The sequence below is a fragment of the Bifidobacterium callitrichos DSM 23973 genome (assembly GCF_000741175.1).
Lineage (GTDB): Bacteria > Actinomycetota > Actinomycetes > Actinomycetales > Bifidobacteriaceae > Bifidobacterium > Bifidobacterium callitrichos.
In genome coordinates, this window is record NZ_JGYS01000005.1 from 184,363 (window position 1) to 206,730 (window position 22,368).

Here is a 22,368-nt window from a genome sequence, read left to right on the forward strand (position 1 = left end):
ATAATAGGTGAGGGTTGCGTCAACGTTGTGGAATTCCTCCATGACGTAGGGACGTACACCGCACATACTTCCAAGCTGTAAGGAGCTGGCCATGGCCGACGAAAACGCCACCGAACCCGTGAACACCACCGAGACGACCGAGCAGGCAGTGAAGCCCGCTGCGCCCAAGCCGAGCGCCATGCCGAAACCGCATGCGCCCTCCCCGGCCGCCTTTGCGAAGAAGGCTCCGGCCGCGCATGTCGCCGCCCCCTCCCCCGCCGGGTTCTCGGAGGCGGACATCAAGCAGGCCGAGACCTTCGGCCGCGTGGACGACAACGGCACCGTGTTCGTCAAGGAGGGCGAGTCCGAGCGCGAGGTCGGCCAGTTCCCGGACGTCTCCAAGGAGGAGGCGCTGGCGCTGTACGCCCGTCGCTATCTGGATCTCAAGGCCAAGCTCGACACGCTCGAGGCGCGCCTGAAGTCCAAGAACATCAAGCCGCGCGAGATCGACGACTCGATCAAGATGCTCGCCGAGGAGACCGAGGCCCCGGCCGTCGTGGGCGACATCTCCTCCCTCAAGGCCCAGTTCGAGGCGCTCAAGACCGCCGGCGAGGCCAAGAAGGCCGAGATCTCGGAGGCGCGCAAGGCCGCCATGGCCAAGGCCATCGAGGGCCGCACCGCCATCGTCGAGAAGGCCGAGGCGCTGGCCGCCTCGCTGGGCGAGAACACGAACTGGCGTTCCACCGCCGACAAGTTCCGTGCCCTGTTCGACGAGTGGCAGGCCCACCAGCGCAACAACGTGCGCATCGACAAGAAGGACGCCGACGAGCTGTGGAAGCGCTTCTCCGCCGCGCGCACCACGTTCAACCAGGGACGTCGCAAGTGGGCCCAGGCGCGCGACAACGAGCGCAAGGAGGCCCGCACCGTCAAGGAGGAGATCATCAAGGAGGCGAACGAGCTCAAGGACTCGACCGCCTGGGGTGAGACCTCCCACAGGTTCCAGGAGCTGATGGATCGCTGGAAGCAGGCGGGCCGTGCCGGCCGCAACGAGGACGACGAGCTGTGGGCACAGTTCCGCGAGGCCGCCGACGCGTTCTTCAACGCGCGTCAGGCCGATCGCGATCAGATCTCCGCCGACGAGAAGCAGAACCTCGCCGCCAAGGAGGAGCTGCTCGTCAAGGCCGAGGCGCTGGTCCCCGTCGCCGACGAGAAGGCCGCCAAGCACGCCCGTCAGGAGCTGGCGAAGATCCAGGAGGAGTGGGATCAGATCGGCTACGTGCCGCGTGACGACATGCGCCGCATCGAGGGCCGTCTCGACGCCGTCGACAAGCAGATCAAGGCCGTCGAGGACGCCGCATGGAAGCAGTCCGATCCTGAGGCCGACGCCCGCAAGTCGAGCTTCGAGGAGCAGCTCAACGCGCAGCTGGCCGAGCTCGATCAGAAGATCGCCGCCGAGTCGGATCCGAAGAAGAAGGCCAAGCTGGAGGCCGAGAAGGCCACCAAGGAGCAGTGGCTCAACGCGGTGAAGTGATGTCCGGCATCACACGATCAATCGTGTGATCACAGGTTCGCCAAGACGAATGGCCGGTCGGCGTAGGATGCGCCGACCGGCCATTCGTCGTTTCGGATGTCGTCTCGGAAGATGTCGTTTCGGAAGGCTAGCGCTTGCGGGTGCGGGTCGTGTAGTTCTCCAGATGTCGTCCGATCGCCCCGATCACGATGCGTCCGGTGTCCGGGTTCCACGCGAAGTAGACGCGCAGCGAGGCATCGTCCTCCCGGTTGCCGATGCGCAGATGAGGCTCCATGAGCAGGGTCCGGCCATGGTCCTCGATCTGACGCAATCGCATGAACTTGGCGTCGCGATGCGTCTGCTGACCTTCGTTCTCGGCCAGTTCGAACCCTCCCACGTCCGGGTACGTCCTGAACCGGTCGCCCGGATTGCCGCTGCCCTGACCGGTGGCGTAGATGTCGTAGACCGCCGTGCACATCAGTTGCATGGCCTGCCAGACCAGAGACGGTTTGGTGACGCATTCGCGCAGCGTGCGCCATGCGTTGTCATGCACGCTGATGCGATCCGGATACAACGTCTCGTAGAAGCGGACGATGTCCTGATCGTACCGACTGTTGGACACCCGGCTGTTCGAGACGAGCTTCGCGGGCAGCTTCGCCGAAAGCAGTCCGCGTGCGGCCTCGAGTTCCGCCGCCACGCCGGCGGATCCCGCCACACGCGCCATGATGCGCTGCCTCAGCTGCTCGTTCTTGCGGGTCAGCTCGCCCATCCGTCGTTCGTATTCGCGCGTCTCGTGTTCGAGCCGTCGGTTGTCGTCGTTGAGCAGGGCGATGATCTGCGCGTCCTCGTTCTGGTCCGCCATGGTGCGCATGCCAGTGACGCCCGTTCCGCCCGTCGCGCCGTTGCCGTTCGCCGCGACTTCGACCTGACTGTGTTGCGCCGTCATGGCCCGCAGCTCACGTTCCGCCTTGTTCGCGCGCCCCTTGAGTGCGATCTTGTCGGCGCGCAGACGCATCATCGACCGTTCGAGCAGATCGCGTTCCTCGTCCATCAGGTTCTGCCGGCGTGAGAGACGGTCGTTGTCCTTCTCCAGATCGCGGATTCTGTCGTCGTATGTGGCCCGTTCGCGTTCCGTCTGCCGCCCCAGTCGTTCGATCCTGTTCGTCGCCTCCTTGAGCTGGCGCTCAAGACGCACCGATTTCGCCGTCTCCTCATGCCGGTTTCGCACACGCAGGATGGAGTCCACGTCCACCGTCATGTCCGGAATCCGCTCTTCGAGCAGGTCGCGCAGCAGCAGCGTCGCCGCGTCCCGGGTCCGGGTGCCGTCGGTCGGCGGCCAGATGGCGTCGCGCCACGTCGTCCCGTCAGTCCGCGTATCCGTAGTATCCGCAGCATCCGCAACATCCGCGACGGACCGCGTGAGGCTCCGATACGCGTCGATCTGCACGCGGGTCACGCTCGGATGCCGGCCCAGTTCGGCCGTGATCAGTCGCGCCAGCTTCGGATCCTCGTCCGGATCGTCATCACATGCCGGAAATGCGGGATGCGCCGCGTAGACGCGCACGGCGTCGGCGCGCGGTGACGAGCCCGGCATCCGTGCGTCGAAGACGCGGCGGATCTCGCCGATGGCGCGCATATCGCGCGGCACGCACACCATCATGTCCGGAAACAGCATGTCGTGCAGCGCATCGACGTCGATCAGAGGACGCCGCGTACCGGCGTCGAGGCCGACGACCGCCAGCGGCACGTCGCGCTTGGGATCGGACACGATGTCCCACAGGTCGTGCGCGCTGATGCGGGAGCGCGTTCCGTCCTGCACGACGCCGTCCCTCTCGTCCGCATCAGGCGCGGCCGACTGTGCCGTCACGGTCAGATCCATCATCGTCAGCGGCACGCTGGAGCATTCGCAGATCAGGCGTTCATTGTCGATCAGGAACCGCAGCAGGCGCGGCGGACGGGGATCGGGAAGGTCCTGCGCGACGCCGAAGCCGGATCGCTCGTCACGATACGAGACCGCGATATCCATGACCAGCGAACGGGCGTGACGGGCCGCACCGTCGTCCGGCTCGGACAACGCGATGTCGGTGCGCCACATCCGCGGGAACCGACGCAGCGACTCGTCGGGGTCCATGACCGTGACCCGCTCCTGCACACGGCACGCCCACGTTTCGATCTCGCCGTCCGCTCCCCTGATGCTGCAGGCGGTGCCCTGCACGTCGGATCGGGCGTGACGCAGCGTGCTCACGAAGGTCATCTTCGGCAGGTCACCGCCCATCTCCCATGAATTCCAGTACCGTTTGGGCCAGAACATGGCGTTGAGATACTCCACGGAATACGGTGAGGCGTCCTTGCCGTACGTGTCCTCCAACCAGTCGCGCACCGACCAGACGATGGCGTGGATGAGTCTGCTGCGCCCCTCTCCCGCAGGCCGCGGTACACTGAGCCGAACACTGAACCGTGTGCGATACCACGCGGTAAACCCTTGCTCCACATCGTCTCCTTGACGTGCCGATACGTGCCACGAGCACACGGCCGTCATGCATGCCCCATGTAATGACCGACATTCACTCATCGGACCACTTACATGGCCATGGTATCACCGTCCATCCTGCGTTTACCGCGGAATGGACGCGACGGGATGGTTCACACCAGCACGGTGCCGGTCACGGGCGCCGAGAATCCGACCTTCGGATGACGCGAGAGATAATCGACGAGCGCCTGCCCGTATCCCTTGTCGAGCTCCCGGTAGTCGGTGCCGGCACGGAAGGCGGTATATCGGTCGCCTCCCTGCAGGAGGAACGAGTTGGATGCCGCGATGACCAGATCGTCGTCGTCGATCGGCCTGCCGTCGATCTTCAGGTCGACGATCGAGACGCTGCCGGCGTCCTCGACGCTCTCCCCCGGCACCAGCGGCGACTTGCCGTCTGTGGTGTACCGGTAGGAGACGTTCGACGACACGCCGAGACGAGAGACGACGAGCCGGCCGGCCTTGCCCCTCCACTGCTGGGCGAGCACCGTCTTGAGCTGGCGTCCGGTGAGCACGCGCTTGGCCACCTTGAACTGCAGGGCCATCATGCTGTCCACCTCGCGCAGGCTGATCTTGCCGTCGCCGTTCAGGTCAAGGTTGTCGGTGCGCAGGCTGCCGTCGTTGGAGAAGCCGATGACGGGGATGCGGTCGCCCGCGTAGAAGGCACGTCGTACCGCGTCGCGTTCGGCGTCGGCGACCAGCATGCCGAGCGCGCTTTCGGTGCCGCGCGACGCCACCTTGCCGAAGTACGCGCCCTTGGCGATGGTGCCGACCACTCGCGAGCCGACCCGATCGGCCCGATCCGCGGCGTCGGCGTAGATGTCGTCCGTGCGCCTGACGATGGGCGCGGCGTCGTCGGCTCCCGCCGACTGCCATGCCGCCTGCCCCACATGCGCGCCGTTCCAGCCCTCCACGAGTCCCTTCAGATCGTAGACGCCCTTGGCGTTGGCGGTCTGGGTCATGCCGTTGCCGAGGTCCACGTCGCGCACCTCGACCTTGGCGTGGCGTCCGGAACCGGTGATGACCAGATCCTGCACGGCCATCTGTCTGCCGAACGACCCCGCCTCGATGACCGGCGCGCCGGCGGCGGTGCGTCCGCGCTTGATGGCGTGGCTGTGGCCGGTGTAGACCAGATCCACGTTGCCGTCGATCGCCTCGCCGCGCTTCGTGCCTTCAGCGGCGCTGGCGTCGGCGTGCAGGAGCGCGACCACCGCATCGGCCTCGCCGTTGGCCTCGCTGCCGTCGCGCAGCCTGTCCGCCACGCGGTTGATCGCGTGGACGGCGTCCTCGGTCAGATCGGCGTCCTTGGTGATCTGAGGAGTGGCCACGGCGCCGAGCGCGTCGGTCAGCGCGCCGACGAATGCGATGCGCTTGCCGTTGACCTTGCGGATCACGTAGTCCTTGACGCGGCTCAGCTTGCCGTTCGGGGATTTGTTGGCGGCGGAGATGTTCGCGCACAACCAGTCGATGCCGTTGGCCGGGTCCGCGATGCGGTCGTTGAAGTCCTTCACGCCGCGGTCCAGCTCGTGGTTGCCCATCGCGGAGATCGTCAGCCCCCATGCGCGGGCCATGTCGAGCGTCGGGCGATCCTGCTCGAACGCGGATTCGTACGGGCTGCCGCCGACCAGATCGCCGGCGGAGACCTTCACCATGGCTCCCGGGTTGTGGGCTTCGGCGAGCTCGAACGCCGAGGCGTTGTCCTCGCCGCGTTCGACGTGTCCGTGGAAATCGGTGATGTCGGCGATGGTCACCGTGCGCGTGTCGGATGCGCCGGCCCCGGGGAAGAGTGTGATTCCCGGGTTTGTCGCGGAGGCGCGGGGAACGATGAAGGCCGTTGCGGCCAATGCGATGACGACTGCGATGACGACCCCCGGTCGCCTGCCGGCCATTGTGCGCCGGCCCAACTTCATCCTGCTCACGTTTGCAACGCTATGCCCGGCGATTGAACGCATGTGGTGCCATACGCAACTCCGAGGTGAATTTCCGCCGACGCATCGGTGCGACGACGGTGGCACACCATTTCCGCTCGTGATAGGCAACACGCATACGTAACATTGTCCGTTTAGATTCCTCTTGCATGACATCAGCAGTTGAGGAACAAGTGCAGGAACAGCACTGCAGCACCCGGAACAACAACATTGACAACGACGTCACGGACACGTCGCACACCGCTTCGAAGTCCAGGACGCATGTGCGCACGGTGGCCGATCTGTTCGTCGAATGCCTCGTCAACGAGGGCGTGAAGACGATGTACGGCATCCCCGGCGAGGAGAACATCCCGCTGATGGAGGCGATCGCCCGCGACGGACGCATCCGATTCATTCTGACGCGCCACGAGCAGGGGGCCGGTTTCATGGCGGCCACGCAGGCGCATCTGACCGGCAGACCGGGCGTGTGTCTGGCGACGCTCGGGCCAGGGGCGCTCAATCTGACGCTGCCGGTCGCGCAGGCGAATGCGAGCACCGTGCCGTTGGTGGCGATCTGCGCGCAGGGCAATGTGACGCGCCTGTATAAGGAGTCGCATCAGATCGTCGATCTGGTCTCAGTGTTCCGTCCGCTCACGCAGTGGACGTCGATGGTGGTGGAGCCGGCGTCAGTGCCGGAGATGGTGCGCAAGGCGTTCTCGATCGCGCAGCGCAACCGCCCGGGTGCGACCTGCCTGATCCTGCCGGAGGATGTGGCCGAGATGCCGGCGCCCGAGGACGCGCATCCGCTGCCGCTGCCCGATCCGATGGACTTCGCGCCGACCGAGGACACGATCGCGCGCGCGGTCGACATCATCCGCAGCGCGAAGCATCCGATCATCCTCGCCGGCAACGGCGTGGCGCGAGGTCACGCCGAGAACCGTCTGCTCGAGCTCGCCGAACAGCTCAACGTGCCGGTGGCGACGACGTTCGAGGGCAAGGGCGTGATCTCCGATCGTATCCCGCTGGCGCTCGGCGTGGTCGGATTCATGCGTCACGACTACGAGAACTTCGCGTTCGACGAGGCGGACCTCATCATCGCGGTCGGCTTCTCGATCCAGCAGTTCGATCCGAAGAAGATCAATCCGAACGACGACAAGACGATCATCCACATCAACACGTTCATCGAGGACACGGACGCGCACTATTCGACGGCCCTGAACATCATGGGCAACATCGACGCCACGTTGAAGGCGTTGATCGCCGCGCTGCGCGAGCACCGGATCACGTTCGGCGTATCGCATCCGAAGATCCACGAGCTGCTCACGGACGAGTACGACGCGTATCTTCACGATGACTCGTTCCCGATGAAGCCGCAGCGCATCGTCGCCGACACGCGCCGCGCGATGGAGACGGGCACCGACATCGCACTGGTCGATACGGGCGCGCTGAAGATGTGGATGGCGCGCCTCTACCCCACCTACTATTCCAACACATGCGTGATCGACAATTCGCTCTCCACGATGGCGTGGACGCTGCCCGGCGCGGTGTCCGCCTCGCTCGAGCATCCGGGCAGGCCCGTGCTCGCGGTGATGGGCGACGGCTCGTTCATGATGAACGTGCAGGAGATCGAGACGGCGGTGCGCGTGGGCGCGCGCATCGTGATCCTCGTGTGGGTGGACGAGGCGTACGGTCTGATCAAGTGGAAGATGGACATCCATGACGGGGCGCACGAATACGTCGACTTCAACAATCCGGATGTGGTCGCGCTCGGCATGAGCTTCGGCGCGAAGGGCCATCTGATCGAATCGGCGGACGAGCTCTACCCCGTGCTGCGCGCGGCGCTGCGCTCGGGGTCGGGCATCGACATCATCGCCTGCCCGGTCGACTATTCGGAGAACATGAAGCTCATCGACAAGCTCGGCGAGGTCGATTTCAGCGGCTGAGCGATGGTGGGGTCCGATCAGCCGATCGGTCCCGAAACGACATGAGGTCCCTGATTCCTTGGAATCAGGGACCTCATCGGCTATTTAGGGAGCTGAGAAGATCACTCCTGAGGAGCGTCGGCGCCGTCGGCCTGGGCCGGGGCGTCACCGGACGCAGCCGGAGCGGACGCGGACGCACCGACCAGCTCGGGCTTGTCGTCCTCGCCCTCGGCACCGTCGGCCTTCGGCTCCTCGAACGCCTCGCCCTTGAAGGTGAATTCACCCAGGATGCCCTCGCCCTCGGAGTCGACCACCACGCGCTGACCGTCCTTGAGATCGCCCATGAGGATCTTCTCCGAGATGGCGTCCTCGATGTCGCGCTGGATCACGCGACGTAGCGGACGGGCGCCGAGCAGCGGGTCGAAGCCCTTCTGCGCGAGCAGGTCCTTGGCGGAGTCGGTGAGTTCGAGCGACATGTGACGCTCGAACAGACGATCGTTGAGCTGCTTGATGTCGAGATCGACGATCTGGCGCACCTGCGGCTCGGTGAGCTGCTTGAAGACGATGATGTCGTCCAGACGGTTGAGGAACTCGGGGCGGAACTGCTGCTTGAGTTCGGCGCTCACCTGCTCCTTCATGCGCTGGTAGCTCGACTCGGTGTTGGAGCCGAGGTTGAAGCCGGTGTTGGCGGCCTTGGCGATGTCTCGCGTGCCGAGGTTGGTCGTCAGGATGATGATCGTGTTCTTGAAGTCCACCTTGCGGCCCTGGCCGTCGGTCAGATGGCCGTCGTCGAGCACCTGCAGCAGCGTGTTGAAGATGTCCGGATGGGCCTTCTCGATCTCGTCGAACAGGACGACGGAGAACGGCTTGCGGCGCACCTTCTCGGTGAGCTCGCCGCCCTCCTCGTAGCCGACGTACCCCGGAGGCGCACCGAAGAGACGCGAGGCGGCGTACTTCTCGGAGAATTCGGACATGTCGACGCGGATCAGCGCGTCCTCGTCGTCGAACAGGAACTCGGCGAGGGTCTTGGCCAGCTCGGTCTTGCCCACGCCGGTCGGGCCGGCGAAGATGAACGAGCCGGACGGACGCTTCGGATCCTTGAGGCCCACGCGCGTGCGGCGGATCGAACGGGACAGTGCGGAGACCGCCTCGTCCTGACCGATGATGCGCTTGTGCAGCTCGGCCTCCATGTTGAGCAGCTTCTTCGACTCGGCCTGGGTGAGCTTGAACACCGGGATGCCGGTGGAGGAGGAGATGACCTCGGCGATCACGTCCTCGTCCACGACCATCTTGGAGTCGGATTCGCCCTCATGCCATGCGGTCTGCCTGGCCTTGAGATCGGCCTGCATCTTCTCGAGGCTGTCACGCAGCGACGCGGCCTTCTCGAAGTCCTGGTCCTTGACGGCCTGCTCCTTCTCGGCGGAGACCTTGGTGACCTTGTCCTCGAGCTCCTTGAGCTCCGGAGGCGTGGTCAGACGCTTGATGCGCAGACGCGCGCCGGCCTCGTCGATCAGGTCGATGGCCTTGTCCGGCAGGTTGCGGTCCTGGATGTAGCGCGCCGACAGCTCGGCGGCCGCCTGCAGGGCGCCGTCGGTGATGGTCACGTGGTGGTGGTTCTCGTAGCGGCCACGCAGACCCTTGAGGATCTCGATGGTCTCGGCCACGGTCGGCTCGTGCACCTGGATCGGCTGGAAACGACGTTCGAGGGCCGCGTCCTTCTCGATGTACTTGCGGTACTCGTCGGTCGTGGTCGCGCCGATGGTCTGGAGCTCGCCACGCGCGAGCATCGGCTTCAACATGTCGGACGCGCCGAGCGCGCCGTCGGCCGAGCCGGCGCCGACGATCGTGTGGATCTCGTCGATGAACAGCACGATGTCGCCGCGGGTCTTGATCTCCTTGAGGACCTTCTTCAGACGCTCCTCGAAGTCGCCGCGGTAGCGGGAGCCGGCCACCATGGAGCCGAGGTCCAGCGAGTAGACCTGCTTGCCCTTCAAGGTCTCCGGCACGTCTCCGGCCTGGATCTTCTGGGCGAGGCCCTCGACGACGGCGGTCTTGCCGACGCCGGGCTCGCCGATCAACACCGGGTTGTTCTTCGTGCGGCGGCTCAGGACCACCATCACGCGCTCGATCTCCTTGGAGCGGCCGATGACCGGATCGAGCTTGCCCTCGGCGGCCTCCTGCGTCAGGTTGCGGCCGAACTGGTCGAGGATGGCGGAGCCGGTCTTGTTGGACTTGTCGGCCACGCCGCCGGCGTTCGCCAGATCGCCCTTGGCATCGGCGGTGCCCGAGTTGCCGCGGATCATGTCGATGGTGGTCGAGCGCAGCTCGCCCAGATCGACGTCCATCTTGATGAGCACCTGGGTGCCCACGCCCTCACCCTCGCGGATGAGACCAAGGAGGATGTGCTCGGTGCCGATGTAGCTGTGGCCGAGCTGCAGCGCCTCGCGCAGGCTCAGTTCGAGCACCTGCTTGGCGTGCGTGGTGAAGGGGATGTGACCGTTGGACGTCGCGTTGCCCTTGCCGATCATCTCCTCGACCTGCTTGCGGGTGGCGTCCAGCTCGACGCCCTTCGCGGCGAGCGCCTTGGCCGCCACGCCCTCACCCTCGCGGATCAGGCCGAGCAACAGATGTTCGGTGCCGATGTAGTTGTGCTGAAGGGCTCGCGCCTCTTCCTGCGCCAACACGATCACGCGCCGCGCACGGTCTGTAAACCGTTCGAACATACTTGTCCTTCCTCAATTGACACTGTGGTTCACTCTAGCGATTCGCGATGACGTTTGGCGACTTACCGCCCATATTCCGCTCAAAACGTATCCACGGCCATTATGCTGATGGTATAGCCACATTGATAGGAGGCACATGATGACCACACAGCAGTTTGACGCCGACATCGTCGTCGGTGTCGATGGCTCCGACGAGTCGTTCGCGGCGTTGAAGTGGGCGATGCGCGAAGCGGCTCTGACCGGGCAGACGATCAACGCCGTGTTCGGCTGGACGCAATCGTGGGATATGGGTTCCGAGCCGGACAGCGAGGAGGCGTGGGCCCAGATGCGCCACGACATCGCCACCCAGCTGCGGCAGTGGGTGGATAAGGCGTCTGAGGGCATCGACTTCGATCCCGAGCATTTGAAGCTCACCTCGGTGAAGGCGTCCAGCACGTCCGCGCTGCTGCAGATCGGCAAGGATTCGCAGCAGATCGTGGTCGGCCGTCGTTCGCTGGGACGTGTGGCGCGCTGGTTCATGGGATCCCTGTCCGCCTCGCTCGCCGAGGAGGCGGAGGTGCCGGTGACGGTGGTGCGTATCGCCGGCAGCGAGGACGAGACCGTGACCGACGACATCGCCAACGCCCTGACGCCGGTCGAGGAGAAGGTGCATTACGTGCCCAGCGAGGGCGTGGTCGAGGAGTCGCGTCGTCCGATCGTGGTCGGCGTGGACGGCTCCGAAACCTCGAAGCGCGCGCTGAAGTTCGCGATGCACGAGGCGCAGGTCCACGATTCGCCGCTGCATGTGCTGTTCTGCTGGCAGCTGCGCGATCTCGGCCACATCGAAGGGTATGAGAACTCGGTGGCCCCGATCGAGGTCGGGCAGCGCCGAGCCGAGGAGCTGCTCAATGCTCTGATGAGCGATACCGCGGTGCCGGAGGGACTGGCCGTCCAGACGCATGCGTTCCACATCCCCGCCTCGAAGGGCCTGATCGCCGCCTCGCGCTACGCCAGCCATCTGGTGGTCGGTTCGCGCGGCCTGAGCGGTCTGGACGCGCACTTCCTTGGATCGGTCTCCCGTCAGATCGTCAACTTCGCCGAGTCGACCGTGACCGTCGTACACTGACGGCGTGCACGTGCGTGCGTATCAACGCATCAACGAGTGATCCCCCACCCTAACGGATGGGGGATCACTCATATCCATCAGATCATGCGGACCGCAGTCAGTGCAGACGGCTCATTCCTCCGGTCTGACTGACGGCGGTGCGGTTGGCGCTGATCAGTCGCAGGCGCCGACGGTGTGGACGTAGATGGAGTCGGTGCTGCCCGGCTGGTGCAGACCCTGGGCGGAGCTCAGGATGACGACCTTGTCGCCGTCGGAGACCTTGCCGGCCTCGCGCAGGATCTTGTCGGTGAAGACCATGAGATCCTTGCGGGACTTGTCGTGGTAGTCCTCGTCGAGCAGGAACGCCTCGGTGCCCCAGGACAGAGCCAGCCAGTGGTAGGTGTGCTCGTTGTTGGTGATGCCGTAGATCGGGGCGGCCGGACGCTCGCGGGAGACGCGGTGCACGGTGTTGCCGGTCTGGGTGTAGGCGACGATGGCCTTGGCGTTGAGCTTGTCGGCCAGGTCGACGGCGGCGGAGGAGACGGCGCCGGTGGAGGACATGTCCAGGTTCTTCAGAGCCGGGATACGGTCGAAACCGTGCTCGGTGGCGAAGCCGGAGATACGGGCCATGGTGGAGACGGTGACGGCCGGGTACTCGCCGACGGCGGTCTCGTTGGAGGTCATGGTGGCGTCGGCGCCGTCGAGGACGGCGTTGGCGCAGTCGGAGGCCTCAGCGCGGGACGGAACCGGGGAGTGGACCATGGAGCCGAGGACCTCGGTGGCCACGATGACCGGCTTGGCGTACTGGCGGGAGAGCTCGATGATGCGCTTGGTGGCCAGCGGGACCTCCTCGAGCGGGCACTCGACGGCCATATCGCCACGGGCGGCCATGATGCCGTCGAAGGTCTTGACGATGTCCTCGAGGTTCTCCAGAGCCTGCGGCTTCTCGATCTTGGCGACGATCGGGATGCGACGGCCTTCCTCGTCCATGATCTCGTGGGCGCGGTCGATGTCGGTGGCGAAGCGCACGAAGGACATGGCGATGATGTCGGCGCCGGTGCGGATGGCCCAGCGCAGGTCCTCCTCGTCCTTCTCAGTCAGAGCCGGCAGGGAGACGGCGACGCCCGGCAGGTTGATGCCCTTGTGGGAGGAGACCGGTCCGGCGACGACGACCTTGGTGTGGACGTTGTTGCCCTCGACCTTGGTGACCTCGAGGCGGACCTTGCCGTCATCGATCAGGATCGGATCGCCCGGGTGGCAATCGCCCGGCAGGCCCTTGAAGGTGGTGGAAGTGATGTGCTCGTCGCCCTCGACGTCGTCGGTGGTGATGACGAACTCCTGGCCTTCCTTGAGCTCGACCTTGTCCTCGCCCTCGGCGTTCTTCTTGAACCAGCCGCAGCGGATCTTCGGGCCCTGCAGATCGACCAGCACGGCCACGTTGCGGCCGGCGGCCTTGGAGGCCTGACGCACGTTGTTGTAGACCTTGAGGTGGTCCTCAGGCGTGCCGTGGGAACGGTTCAGACGGGCCACGTCCATGCCGGCCTCAACGAGGCTGGTGATGCCTTCAAGGGACTCGCTGGCGGGGCCGATGGTGTCGACGATCTTGGCTTTGCGCATGTTGCCTATTCCTAACTTTGCAACGGACGGAACCGGAATGGCTCCGTTTTCCACTACAGCAGTGTACTAGGTTCCCTCCGGTGAATCCAGTTTTTCACAAGGCGTGTTGTTAGCGCTCACAACCCAATGGCCGCAACAATGGGAACGCTCACGGAATCAGCCCTTCCAAGGCAATTCCGTGAGCGTTCCCATAGCGTTCACGATGCGGTAAACATCGCATCCGTCCCTTGGCCGGCGGCGGTTCCGCCTCCGGCCACGCCGTCACTTGGACGAGGCAGCGGACTTCCCCTCCACCTGCTTCATCTTGACGACGGACGCGATCGCGGCGCCGCCGATCGCCACGACGATGACCGCCAGCGACAGCCAGGTCGGCACCTCGGGCACCCAGTGGACGCCCTGACCGCCGTTGATGAACGGCAGGGTGTTGCCGTGCAGGGCCTCCATGATGAGCTTGACGCCGATGAAGCCCAGCACGATCGACAGGCCGGCGGGCAGGTAGACGAGCTTGTCGAGCAGTGCGCCGAGCAGGAAGTACAGCTGCTGCAGACCCAACAGCGCGAACACGTTCGAGGTGAACACGAGGAACGGGTCCTTGGTCAGGCCGAAGATCGCGGGGATCGAGTCGAACGCGAACATCACGTCGGTGGTGCCGATCGCGAGGAAGACGATGAGCATCGGCGTCCAGTAGCGAACGCCGTTCTTGGTGGTACGCAGCTTCTCGCCGTCGTATTCGTTGGAGATGCGGATCACCTTGCGCAGCGTGCGGATGATGCCGTTCTCCTTGTATTCCTCGTCATCGTCTCCCCCGGCGATGAGCTTGATGGCGGTGTAGATCAGGAACACGCCAAAGATGAAGAACACCCAAGTGAAGCGGGTGATGAGCGCGGCGCCGATGAGGATGAAGATGCCTCGGAAGATCAGCGCGACGGTGATGCCGACCGACAGCACGAACTTCTGCAGCTGCTTCGGCACGGCGAAGTTCGACATGATGATGACGAACACGAACAGGTTGTCGACCGACAACGAGTATTCGGTGAGCCATCCGGAGTAGAACTCGATGGCGGGCTTCGAACCGGCGAAGTACCAGATGAATCCGCCGAAGATCAGCGCCATCACCACGAAGAAGGCGATATGCTGCACGCATTCCTTCGTGGAGGGTACATGCGGCCGCCGTCCGATGACGAACAGGTCGACGATGAAGAACAGGGCAAGCACCACGAACGTGGCGATTTCAAAAGCAAGAGGGGTTTCGGCCATGATTCACTACCCTAACCCATCATGTTGACGCCTATGTGTCCTGTTCCACCCCGTCTTCCACCCCGTCTCATGCCCATCATCTCGACCTCCATCCCGATCTCCCGGCGAGCTACCTGAGGTCTCCCGGCCGGGCCTTTCCGGAAACCTACTTGCCGGCCTCGGTCATCTGCCGCAGCTCCTTCTTGAGGTCGCGGATCTCGTCGCGCAGGCGCGCGGCGAGCTCGAACTGGAGCTGCTCGGCGGCGGTGTGCATCTGCTCGCTCAGCTGGCGGATCAGATCGGCGAGATCCTGCGCCGGCAGCCCCGCCTTGAGGATCTCCTCATGGCGCCTGTCCGCCTCTGTCGGGTCGTACACCGGCACGCCGAGATGCGTGTTGCCCGCTTTGCCGGCGTTGCGATAGCCGCCTTCGAGCAGGGTCTGGGTATCGACGTCCTCCTTGGCGAGCATGTCGTTGACGTCGCTGATCTTCTTGATCAGCGGCTTGGGGTCGATATGGTGCTCCTTGTTGTACGCGATCTGCTTGGCGCGGCGGCGTTCGGTCTCGTCGATCGCCTTGCGCATCGCGTCGGTGGTCTCGTCGGCGTACATGATGACGGTGCCGGACACGTTTCGCGCGGCGCGGCCGATCGTCTGGATGAGTGAGCGATAGGAGCGCAGGAAGCCCTCCTTGTCGGCGTCGAGGATCGCGACGAGCGACACCTCCGGCAGGTCGAGGCCCTCGCGAAGCAGGTTGATGCCGACGATCACGTCGATCTTGCCCTCGCGCAGCATACGCAGCAGCTCGACGCGGCGCAGCGTGTCCACGTCGGAATGCAGGTATTCGACCTTGATGCCGCGTTCGATCAGGTAGTCGGTCAGATCCTCCGCCATCTTCTTGGTGAGAGTCGTCACCAGCGCGCGCTCGTTGCGCGAGACGCGGTCCTTGATCTCGGCCAGCAGATCGTCGATCTGCCCCTTGGTCGGCCGCACCTCGACCTTCGGATCGAGCAGGCCGGTCGGACGGATGATCTGCTCGACCACCCCGTCGGACAGTCCAAGCTCGTAGTCGCCGGGGGTGGCGGACAGGTAGACGGTCTGGCCGACGCGCTCCAGGAACTCCGGCCATTTGAGCGGACGGTTGTCCATCGCGGAGGGCAGGCGGAAGCCGTGTTCGACGAGCGTGCGCTTGCGTGAGGCGTCCCCCTCGTACATCGCGCCGATCTGCGGGACGGTCACGTGGCTTTCGTCGATGACAAGCAGGAAGTCGTCGGGGAAGAAGTCGAGCAGCGTGTGCGGAGGCGTACCGGGGGCGCGGCCGTCGAAGTGCCGTGAATAGTTCTCGATGCCGGAGCACACGCCCACCTGCGTGAGCATCTCCAGATCGTAGGTGGTGCGCATCGTCAGCCGCTGCGCCTCCAGATCCTTGCCCTGTTTCCTGAGTTCGGCGACGCGCTCGTCGAGCTCCTCGCGGATGGTCTTCAGCGCCCGTTCCATGCGTTCGGGGCCGGCCACGTAGTGCGAGGCCGGGAAGATGTGGACCTGTTCCTCATGGGCGATGACGTCGCCGGTCAACGGATGGAGCGTTGAGATGCGGTCAATCTCGTCGCCGAAGAACTCGATGCGCACGGCGAGCTCCTCGTAGACGGGGATGATTTCGACGGTGTCGCCGCGCACGCGGAACGTGCCGCGGGTGAAGGCGATGTCGTTGCGCTTGTACTGCATGTCGACGAACCGGCGCAGCAGCTGGTCGCGGTCGATCTGCATGCCCTCGCGAAGCAGCAGCATGCGCCCCGCGTATTCCTCGGGCGTACCGAGGCCGTAGATGCACGAGACGGTGGCGACGACCACGCAATCGCGTCGGGTGAGCAGGTTCGCGGTGGCGGCGTGACGCAGTCGCTCCACATCGTCGTTGATGTTGGAGTCCTTTTCGATATAGGTGTCGGTCTGCGGGATGTACGCCTCAGGCTGGTAGTAGTCGTAGTAGCTGACGAAGTAGCTGACGGCGTTGTCGGGCATGAGCTCGCGGAATTCGGCGCACAGCTGCGCGGCGAGCGTCTTGTTCGGTTCGATGATGAGGGTCGGCCGCTGGAGACGTTCAATGAGCCACGCGGTGGTGGCGGTCTTGCCGGTGCCGGTGGCGCCCATGAGCACGACGTCGTTCTCACCGTCCTCGATGCGTCTGGCGAGCTCCTCGATGGCCTGAGGCTGATCGCCGGACGGTTTGTACGGTGATTTGACGACGAACGGCTTGTTCGTGCGCTCGATGTTGAATCCCATAAGGCCTTATAGTAGCTGTTCCGCGTTCGCCCACCGATCAACCGCGGCCATCATCTCGCCCACGGGCCGCGAAGAATCGATGACGACGTCGGCGATGGCCTCGCGCTCGGCACGGGTCGACTGGCTGCGGATACGCGCCTCGGCCTGCGTACGCGTCATGCCTCGCGTCGAGACCATGCGTTCTATCCGGGTCTCGACCGGCGCCTCGACGGTGATGATCCAGTCAAACCGGAACGGGATCTCGCCGATCACCTCGGCGAGCAGTGGCACATCATGCACGACGACGCGCGCCTCGGGGTGATCACGCTCGATGCGTGCAGCCTCCTTATAGATCAGCGGATGCTCGATGGCGTCGAGCCGCTCACGCGCACCGGGTTCGGCGGTGTCGCCGAAGACGTGCTCGGCCACCCACGCACGGTTCATCGACCCGTCCGGATTGAGCGCGTCGGGACCGAACTCCCGTGCGATCCGCGGCAGCGCCGCTCCCCCGGGCTCGACGACCCTGCGCGCCAGAACGTCATAGTCGATGTGCAGCGCGCCGAGCTCGACGAGATGCGCGGCGACGGTGCTCTTGCCCGCCGCAATGCCGCCGGTCAGTCCGATTCGTATCATGACTCGCCATTCTACGAAGAAAAACGTACGAGCATACGAGAAAACCCCGGCTCCCTTTCGGGAAGAACCGGGGTTTTCCTAGGCGTTACGCCACAAGTTCAGCGACGAGGCGGAACTCACTTGCCGAGGAGCTGGTCGCGCAGGGCGGCGAGCTGATCGGAGTCGGCGAGGGTGCCGGCGGAAGTGGACTCGGAGGAGTAGTTGGACACCTCTTCGACCTTCTCTTCCTTCGGAGCCTGGCCGTCGGCGGCAGCGGACTCGTCCGCGTGCTCAAGTTCCTTGGCGACGAACTCCTTGTGCTCCTCCCACAGCTGGTGGGCGGCCGCGTACTGGGCCTCCCACTCCTCACGCTGCTTCTCGTAGCCAGCGATCCACTCGTTGGTGTTCGGGTCGAAGCCTTCGGGGTACTTGTAGTTGCCCTGCTCGTCGTACTCGGCCGGCATGCCGTACAGCGCCGGATCGAAGTCCTCGGAGGCCGGATCGACGGAGTCGTTGGCCTGCTTGAGGGACAGGGAGATGCGGCGACGATCGAGATCGACGTCGATCACCTTGACGAACACGGTCTCGCCCGGCTTGACCACGGTCTCCGGGTTCTCGACGTGACGGTTGGCGAGCTCGGAGATGTGCACCAGGCCCTCGATGCCGTCCTCGACGGAGATGAACACGCCGAACTGGACGATCTTGGTGACCTTGCCCTTGACGATCTGGCCGGGGACGTGGGTGCGGGCGAAGCGCTGCCACGGATCCTCCTGGGTGGCCTTGAGCGACAGGGAGATGCGCTCGCGGTCCAGATCGACGTCCAGGACCTCGACGGTGACCTTGTCACCGACCTTGACGACCTCGGACGGGTGGTCGATGTGCTTCCAGGACAGCTCGGAGACGTGGATGAGGCCGTCGACACCGCCGAGATCGACGAAGGCGCCGAAGTTGACGATGGAGGACACGACACCCTCGCGGATCTGGCCCTTCTTGAGCTGGGACAGGAAGGTCTCGCGAACCTCGGACTGGGTCTCCTCGAGGTACTGACGGCGGGACAGGACCACGTTGTTGCGGTTCTTGTCGAGCTCCAGAATCTTGGCCTGGATCTTCTGGCCGATGTACGGGGAGAGGTCGCGGACGCGACGCATCTCGACCAGGGAAGCCGGCAGGAAGCCACGCAGACCGATGTCGACGATGAGGCCGCCCTTGACGGCTTCGATGACGGTGCCCTCGACAACGCCGTCAGCTTCCTTGATCTTCTCGATGTCGCCCCAGGCGCGCTCGTACTGGGCACGCTTCTTGGACAGGATCAGACGGCCTTCCTTGTCTTCCTTGGTGACGACAAGGGCCTCGACGGTGTCGCCGACCTTGACGACCTCGTCGGGATCGACGTCCTTCTTGATGGAAAGCTCGCGGGAGGGGATGACGCCCTCGGTCTTGTAGCCGATATCCAGGAGGACCTCGTCGTGATCGATCTTGACGACGGTACCCTCGACCAGATCACCATCATCGAAGTTCTTGATGGTGGAATCGACTGCCTTGATGAAGTCCTCTTCGGTGCCGATGTCGTTGATGGCGACCTTGGTGACCTCAGTGTTGTTCTCTGCCATGTAAATGTATGGTTTCTAATAGTTGGATGGATAATTACTCGTTCTTAAGTTATTCGCGCACCCCTAAAGGCACACAAACGTCTACAATACCGCCAGCCCTGCCCAAAATATGAGCGAAATCCTAGGCGTGTCGCAGTTGCCGTTCGGCCATCTCGACGACGTTGGCCAGGAGCATGGCGCGGGTCATGGGGCCCACTCCCCCGGGGTTCGGCGAGTAGGCGGAGGCCTTGTCGTAGCAGGCCTTGTCGATGTCGCCCTTCACGCGCCAGCGGCCGGCCTCATCGTCGTAGACGCGAGAGACGCCCACATCGAGCAGCACGGCGCCATCGGCGATCATGTCCGGCTTGACGAATCCGGCGGAGCCCATGGCGGCGACGATCACGTCGGCGCGGCGCATATGGTCGACGACGTCGCGCGTGCCGGTGTGGCACAGCGTGACGGTGGCGTTGACGGCACGACGCGTGAGCATGAGCCCGATGGTGCGGCCGATGGTGATGCCGCGGCCGAGCACGCACACCTCCTTGCCGGCGAGATCGATGTCATACGCGCCGAGCAGTTCGATGACGCCTCGCGGCGTGCACGGCAGCGGGGTCGTGACGTCCTCGCGCACGTGCAGCACGAGTTCGCCCAGATTGTACGGGTGCATGCCGTCGGCGTCCTTGGCCGGGTCGATCAGGTCGATGATCGCGTTCTCGTCGATCCCGCGCGGCAGCGGCAGCTGCACGATGTATCCGGTGCATGCGGGGTCCTCGTTCATGTCCCTCACGGCTGCGGCGATGTCGTCGAAGCTCGCGTCGGCTGGCAGCTCGTGCTTGATCGATCGGATGCCCACCTCGGCGCAGTCGGCGTGCTTGCCGGCCACGTACTTGACCGAACCGGGGTCCGATCCCACCAGCAGGGTGCCCAGCCCCGGCTCGACGCCGGCGGCCTTCAGCCGTTCCACGCGCGCCCGGAGCCCTTCCTTGATCTGCGCCGACACCGCTTTGCCGTCAAGTCGTATGGCCATATCTCGCTCACCTCTTGTCAGGTTGGTTTTCAGGTCGATTGTCAGGTCGGTTCGGATTCACCGGGAAACCTCCATCGAACGGACCGGGATGCTACTACGATAAAGACCATAAGGTATCGGATCGGTTTCGTCGAAGTGGACTCCAAGTATCGGAAAGGGCGGCAGACATGAGCAGGAATCATCGCACTCGGGCCACGAGAGGGGCGCTGGCCGCGCTGATCGCATCGGCGCTGCTGTTCGCAGCCGGAGCGTGCGGCACCTCGAACACCACGCAGGTCGAGCAGCCGGATTCCCAGACGAAGACGCAGGAGAAGACCGGCGCAATCACCGTGGTAGCATCGATCAACCAGTGGGGATCCCTCGCCGAGGAGATCGGCGGCGACGACGTGAAGGTCACTTCGGTGCTCAGTTCGACGGGCGTGGACGCGCACGACTTCGAGCCGAAGACCTCGGATCTCGCCGCGCTGAGCAAGGCGGAGATCGTCGTGGCCAACGGTGCCGGGTACGACACGTGGGCCACGAAATCGCGCGCCTCCGACTCCACGCTCGTCTCGGCGGCGCAGATCGTCGGCGCGATGGACGGCGACAATCCGCATCTGTGGTTCTCGAAGGACGCGCGCAGCGGCATGGCCAAGGAGCTGGCGGATGCGTTCTCGAAGGCGCGGCCGAAGAAGAAGGCCGAATTCGCCAAGCGTCTCAAGGCGTGGCAGGCCGAGGAGGACGATCTCGACGCCGCGATGACGAAGTTCGCCAAGGCGCATCCGAACGCCAGCTACGCAGCCACCGAGGCGGTGGTCTACTACCTGATGAGCGACATGTCCTTCGAGGACGTCACCCCGCGCGGATACGAGCAGGCGGTGGCCAACGGCGGCGAGATCGCGCCAGCGGATCTGCAGACCTTCCAGAAGCTTGTCGAGGACAAGAAGCTCGACGTGCTGATCAACAACACGCAGGAGGCCACGGACGCGACGAACATGCTCACCGGCGCCGCCGGCAGGGCCGATGTGCCGGTGGTGGATGTCAGCGAGCAGATGCCCGACAAGTACGACACGCTCGATGACTGGATCGAGGATCTGACCGAGAGGATCTTCACGGCCGTCGATCCGGAATACGACGACGACTCCAACGACGGGCAGACCGATCCGGACGCGCCAGCCGACGGACAGGACCAGTCCGGAGACCAGTCCAGCCAGGACCAGTCGGACGGATCGGCGACCACCGGCTGCTCGAACGGCGACGGCACCGGCGACTGCACCGGAGGCGACGACGGCTCCAACGCCGGCCAGCAGGACCCCGGCAAGTAGGGCTCAAGCAGGGCTATTGAGAACGGTTGTCAACATCATTTGCGATAATCCCCTTTCGGCAGGACAGTGACCAGCGGCAGGAATTCGCTGGCAGATCCGCGAAGGAGAATCGCATGAACGATCGGCACAGCGACGCCGGCGCCAGCACACCCACCGACGCCATCGTGTTCCGTGACGCCGCGATCAGGCGCGGTGACAGGATGATCTGGCAGCATGGCGACTTCGCCATCCCCGCCGGATCTGTCACCGCGATCGTCGGCACGAACGGCACGGGAAAGACCACGATGATGAAGGCGGAGCTGGGACTGATCCCACTCGCCTCGGGCTCGGTCACGGTGCTCGGCAAACCGGCGGGCGAGGCGAACCGGCTCATCGGCTACGTGCCGCAGAGCTACACATCGGGTATCGACTCGAACCTCACGGCCGAACAGTCGGTGCTGCTGGGTCTGACCGGCACGCGTTTCGGCATCCATCCGATCACCAGAGCCCAGCGTGCGCGGGCGCATCAGGCGATGGCCTTCGTCGGCATCGACGACAAGTCCGGATACCGTCTGTCCGAGCTCTCGGGAGGTCTGCGCCAGCGCGTCGCCATCGCACAGGCCATCGTCTCCGACCCCAAGCTGCTCATGCTCGACGAGCCGCTTGCCAATCTCGATCTGGCGTCCCAGCATTCGGTGGCCCATCTGCTCGCCCGTCTCAACCAGGAGCTCGGCATGACCATCCAGATCGTGGCGCATGACCTCAACATGCTGCTGCCGATCCTGACGGGAGCCGTCTATCTGCTGGATGGGCACCCCCACTACGCGGACATGCGCAAGGTGCTCGACTCACAGCTGCTCACTCACCTGTACGGCACCAACGTGCAGGTCGTGACCACTCCGCAGGGCGACATGTTCGTCACCCCCTCGCTCGACGAGCCGGAAGGCCAGCCGATGGACATGCACACGGTCGACGAGGTGGCCGAGCTGCACCATCACGCGCATACGCCGTCGATGCACCATGCGCAGTACGCGGAGCACGACGCGTCGCAGGACGCCACTCAAGACATCAAGGGCATCAAGGGCATCTGACATC

Annotated in this window: 14 protein-coding genes; 5 read left to right on the forward strand and 9 right to left on the reverse strand. The window is 64.7% G+C overall.

The features are described 5' to 3' along the window. Positions 1-91 precede the first annotated feature (91 nt). The gene (locus BCAL_RS03980) at positions 92-1,510 is read left to right on the forward strand and encodes a DUF349 domain-containing protein (protein WP_043165366.1); all 1,419 of its coding nucleotides are present in this window, start codon (positions 92-94) and stop codon (positions 1,508-1,510) included. 127 nt (positions 1,511-1,637) lie between these two features. Here the strand turns inward: BCAL_RS03980 and BCAL_RS03985 are convergent, their stop codons facing one another. Beyond that, complete coding sequence (locus tag BCAL_RS03985; protein WP_043165368.1) at positions 1,638-3,869, reverse strand: hypothetical protein; 2,232 nt, start codon at positions 3,867-3,869, stop codon at positions 1,638-1,640. Positions 3,870-4,132: 263 nt separating this feature from the next. Continuing rightward, positions 4,133-5,926 (reverse strand): bifunctional metallophosphatase/5'-nucleotidase, encoded by a 1,794-nt coding sequence (locus tag BCAL_RS03990; RefSeq protein WP_043165370.1) that lies wholly within the window; start codon positions 5,924-5,926, stop codon positions 4,133-4,135. A 167-nt stretch (positions 5,927-6,093) separates the two neighbouring features. Here BCAL_RS03990 and BCAL_RS03995 point away from each other — a divergent pair, with 167 nt between their 5' ends. After that, entirely contained in the window at positions 6,094-7,866 is a 1,773-nt protein-coding gene (locus BCAL_RS03995) for an acetolactate synthase large subunit (protein ID WP_081887229.1), read from the forward strand. A 101-nt stretch (positions 7,867-7,967) separates the two neighbouring features. Here BCAL_RS03995 and BCAL_RS04000 read toward each other — a convergent pair whose 3' ends face one another. Continuing rightward, a complete protein-coding gene (locus BCAL_RS04000) occupies positions 7,968-10,568 on the reverse strand; it encodes an ATP-dependent Clp protease ATP-binding subunit (RefSeq protein WP_043165372.1) in 2,601 nt (866 codons plus the stop codon). Between the two features lie 139 nt (positions 10,569-10,707). Here BCAL_RS04000 and BCAL_RS04005 point away from each other — a divergent pair, with 139 nt between their 5' ends. Next, positions 10,708-11,673, forward strand: a complete 966-nt coding sequence (locus BCAL_RS04005; protein WP_043165503.1) for a universal stress protein — start codon at positions 10,708-10,710, stop codon at positions 11,671-11,673. Positions 11,674-11,826: 153 nt separating this feature from the next. On the opposite strand, the gene pyk is transcribed toward BCAL_RS04005, so the two are convergent. The 6 genes from pyk to BCAL_RS04035 form a co-directional block, all read right to left on the reverse strand. After that, a complete protein-coding gene (gene pyk, locus BCAL_RS04010) occupies positions 11,827-13,269 on the reverse strand; it encodes a pyruvate kinase (RefSeq protein WP_043165374.1) in 1,443 nt (480 codons plus the stop codon). 261 nt (positions 13,270-13,530) lie between these two features. Next, positions 13,531-14,526 carry a TerC family protein gene (locus BCAL_RS04015; RefSeq protein ID WP_043165376.1) on the reverse strand — a complete coding sequence of 332 codons (996 nt, stop codon included), beginning with the start codon at positions 14,524-14,526 and terminating at the stop codon, positions 13,531-13,533. A 145-nt stretch (positions 14,527-14,671) separates the two neighbouring features. Beyond that, the gene (uvrB, locus tag BCAL_RS04020; protein ID WP_043165378.1) at positions 14,672-16,783 is read right to left on the reverse strand and encodes an excinuclease ABC subunit UvrB; all 2,112 of its coding nucleotides are present in this window, start codon (positions 16,781-16,783) and stop codon (positions 14,672-14,674) included. Between the two features lie 6 nt (positions 16,784-16,789). After that, positions 16,790-17,395: a dephospho-CoA kinase gene (gene coaE, locus BCAL_RS13105; RefSeq protein ID WP_043165380.1), complete on the reverse strand. Its 606-nt coding sequence runs from the start codon at positions 17,393-17,395 to the stop codon at positions 16,790-16,792. 116 nt (positions 17,396-17,511) lie between these two features. Next, positions 17,512-18,984 carry a 30S ribosomal protein S1 gene (rpsA, locus tag BCAL_RS04030; RefSeq protein WP_043165382.1) on the reverse strand — a complete coding sequence of 491 codons (1,473 nt, stop codon included), beginning with the start codon at positions 18,982-18,984 and terminating at the stop codon, positions 17,512-17,514. Positions 18,985-19,105: 121 nt separating this feature from the next. After that, complete coding sequence (locus BCAL_RS04035; protein ID WP_043165384.1) at positions 19,106-19,990, reverse strand: bifunctional methylenetetrahydrofolate dehydrogenase/methenyltetrahydrofolate cyclohydrolase; 885 nt, start codon at positions 19,988-19,990, stop codon at positions 19,106-19,108. 167 nt (positions 19,991-20,157) lie between these two features. On the opposite strand from BCAL_RS04035, the gene BCAL_RS04040 reads away from it, so the two are divergent. Then, complete coding sequence (locus tag BCAL_RS04040) at positions 20,158-21,294, forward strand: metal ABC transporter solute-binding protein, Zn/Mn family (protein ID WP_052119086.1); 1,137 nt, start codon at positions 20,158-20,160, stop codon at positions 21,292-21,294. Between the two features lie 113 nt (positions 21,295-21,407). Further along, positions 21,408-22,364, forward strand: coding sequence for an ABC transporter ATP-binding protein (locus tag BCAL_RS04045; RefSeq protein ID WP_052119087.1), 957 nt, complete (start codon positions 21,408-21,410; stop codon positions 22,362-22,364). The last annotated feature ends 4 nt before the right edge of the window (positions 22,365-22,368 follow it).

Excerpts from the sequence above, each read along its gene's own strand:
- BCAL_RS03980 (WP_043165366.1), top strand. The coding sequence starts at position 92 with ATGGCCGACGAAAACGCCACCGAACCCGTGAACACCACCGAGACGACC.
- BCAL_RS03990 (WP_043165370.1), bottom strand. The coding sequence starts at position 5,926 with ATGAAGTTGGGCCGGCGCACAATGGCCGGCAGGCGACCGGGGGTCGTC.
- BCAL_RS03995 (WP_081887229.1), top strand. The coding sequence starts at position 6,094 with ATGACATCAGCAGTTGAGGAACAAGTGCAGGAACAGCACTGCAGCACC.
- BCAL_RS04000 (WP_043165372.1), bottom strand. The coding sequence starts at position 10,568 with ATGTTCGAACGGTTTACAGACCGTGCGCGGCGCGTGATCGTGTTGGCG.
- BCAL_RS04005 (WP_043165503.1), top strand. The coding sequence starts at position 10,708 with ATGACCACACAGCAGTTTGACGCCGACATCGTCGTCGGTGTCGATGGC.
- pyk (WP_043165374.1), bottom strand. The coding sequence starts at position 13,269 with ATGCGCAAAGCCAAGATCGTCGACACCATCGGCCCCGCCAGCGAGTCC.
- BCAL_RS04015 (WP_043165376.1), bottom strand. The coding sequence starts at position 14,526 with ATGGCCGAAACCCCTCTTGCTTTTGAAATCGCCACGTTCGTGGTGCTT.
- uvrB (WP_043165378.1), bottom strand. The coding sequence starts at position 16,783 with ATGGGATTCAACATCGAGCGCACGAACAAGCCGTTCGTCGTCAAATCA.
- coaE (WP_043165380.1), bottom strand. The coding sequence starts at position 17,395 with ATGATACGAATCGGACTGACCGGCGGCATTGCGGCGGGCAAGAGCACC.
- rpsA (WP_043165382.1), bottom strand. The coding sequence starts at position 18,984 with ATGGCAGAGAACAACACTGAGGTCACCAAGGTCGCCATCAACGACATC.
- BCAL_RS04035 (WP_043165384.1), bottom strand. The coding sequence starts at position 19,990 with ATGGCCATACGACTTGACGGCAAAGCGGTGTCGGCGCAGATCAAGGAA.
- BCAL_RS04040 (WP_052119086.1), top strand. The coding sequence starts at position 20,158 with ATGAGCAGGAATCATCGCACTCGGGCCACGAGAGGGGCGCTGGCCGCG.
- BCAL_RS04045 (WP_052119087.1), top strand. The coding sequence starts at position 21,408 with ATGAACGATCGGCACAGCGACGCCGGCGCCAGCACACCCACCGACGCC.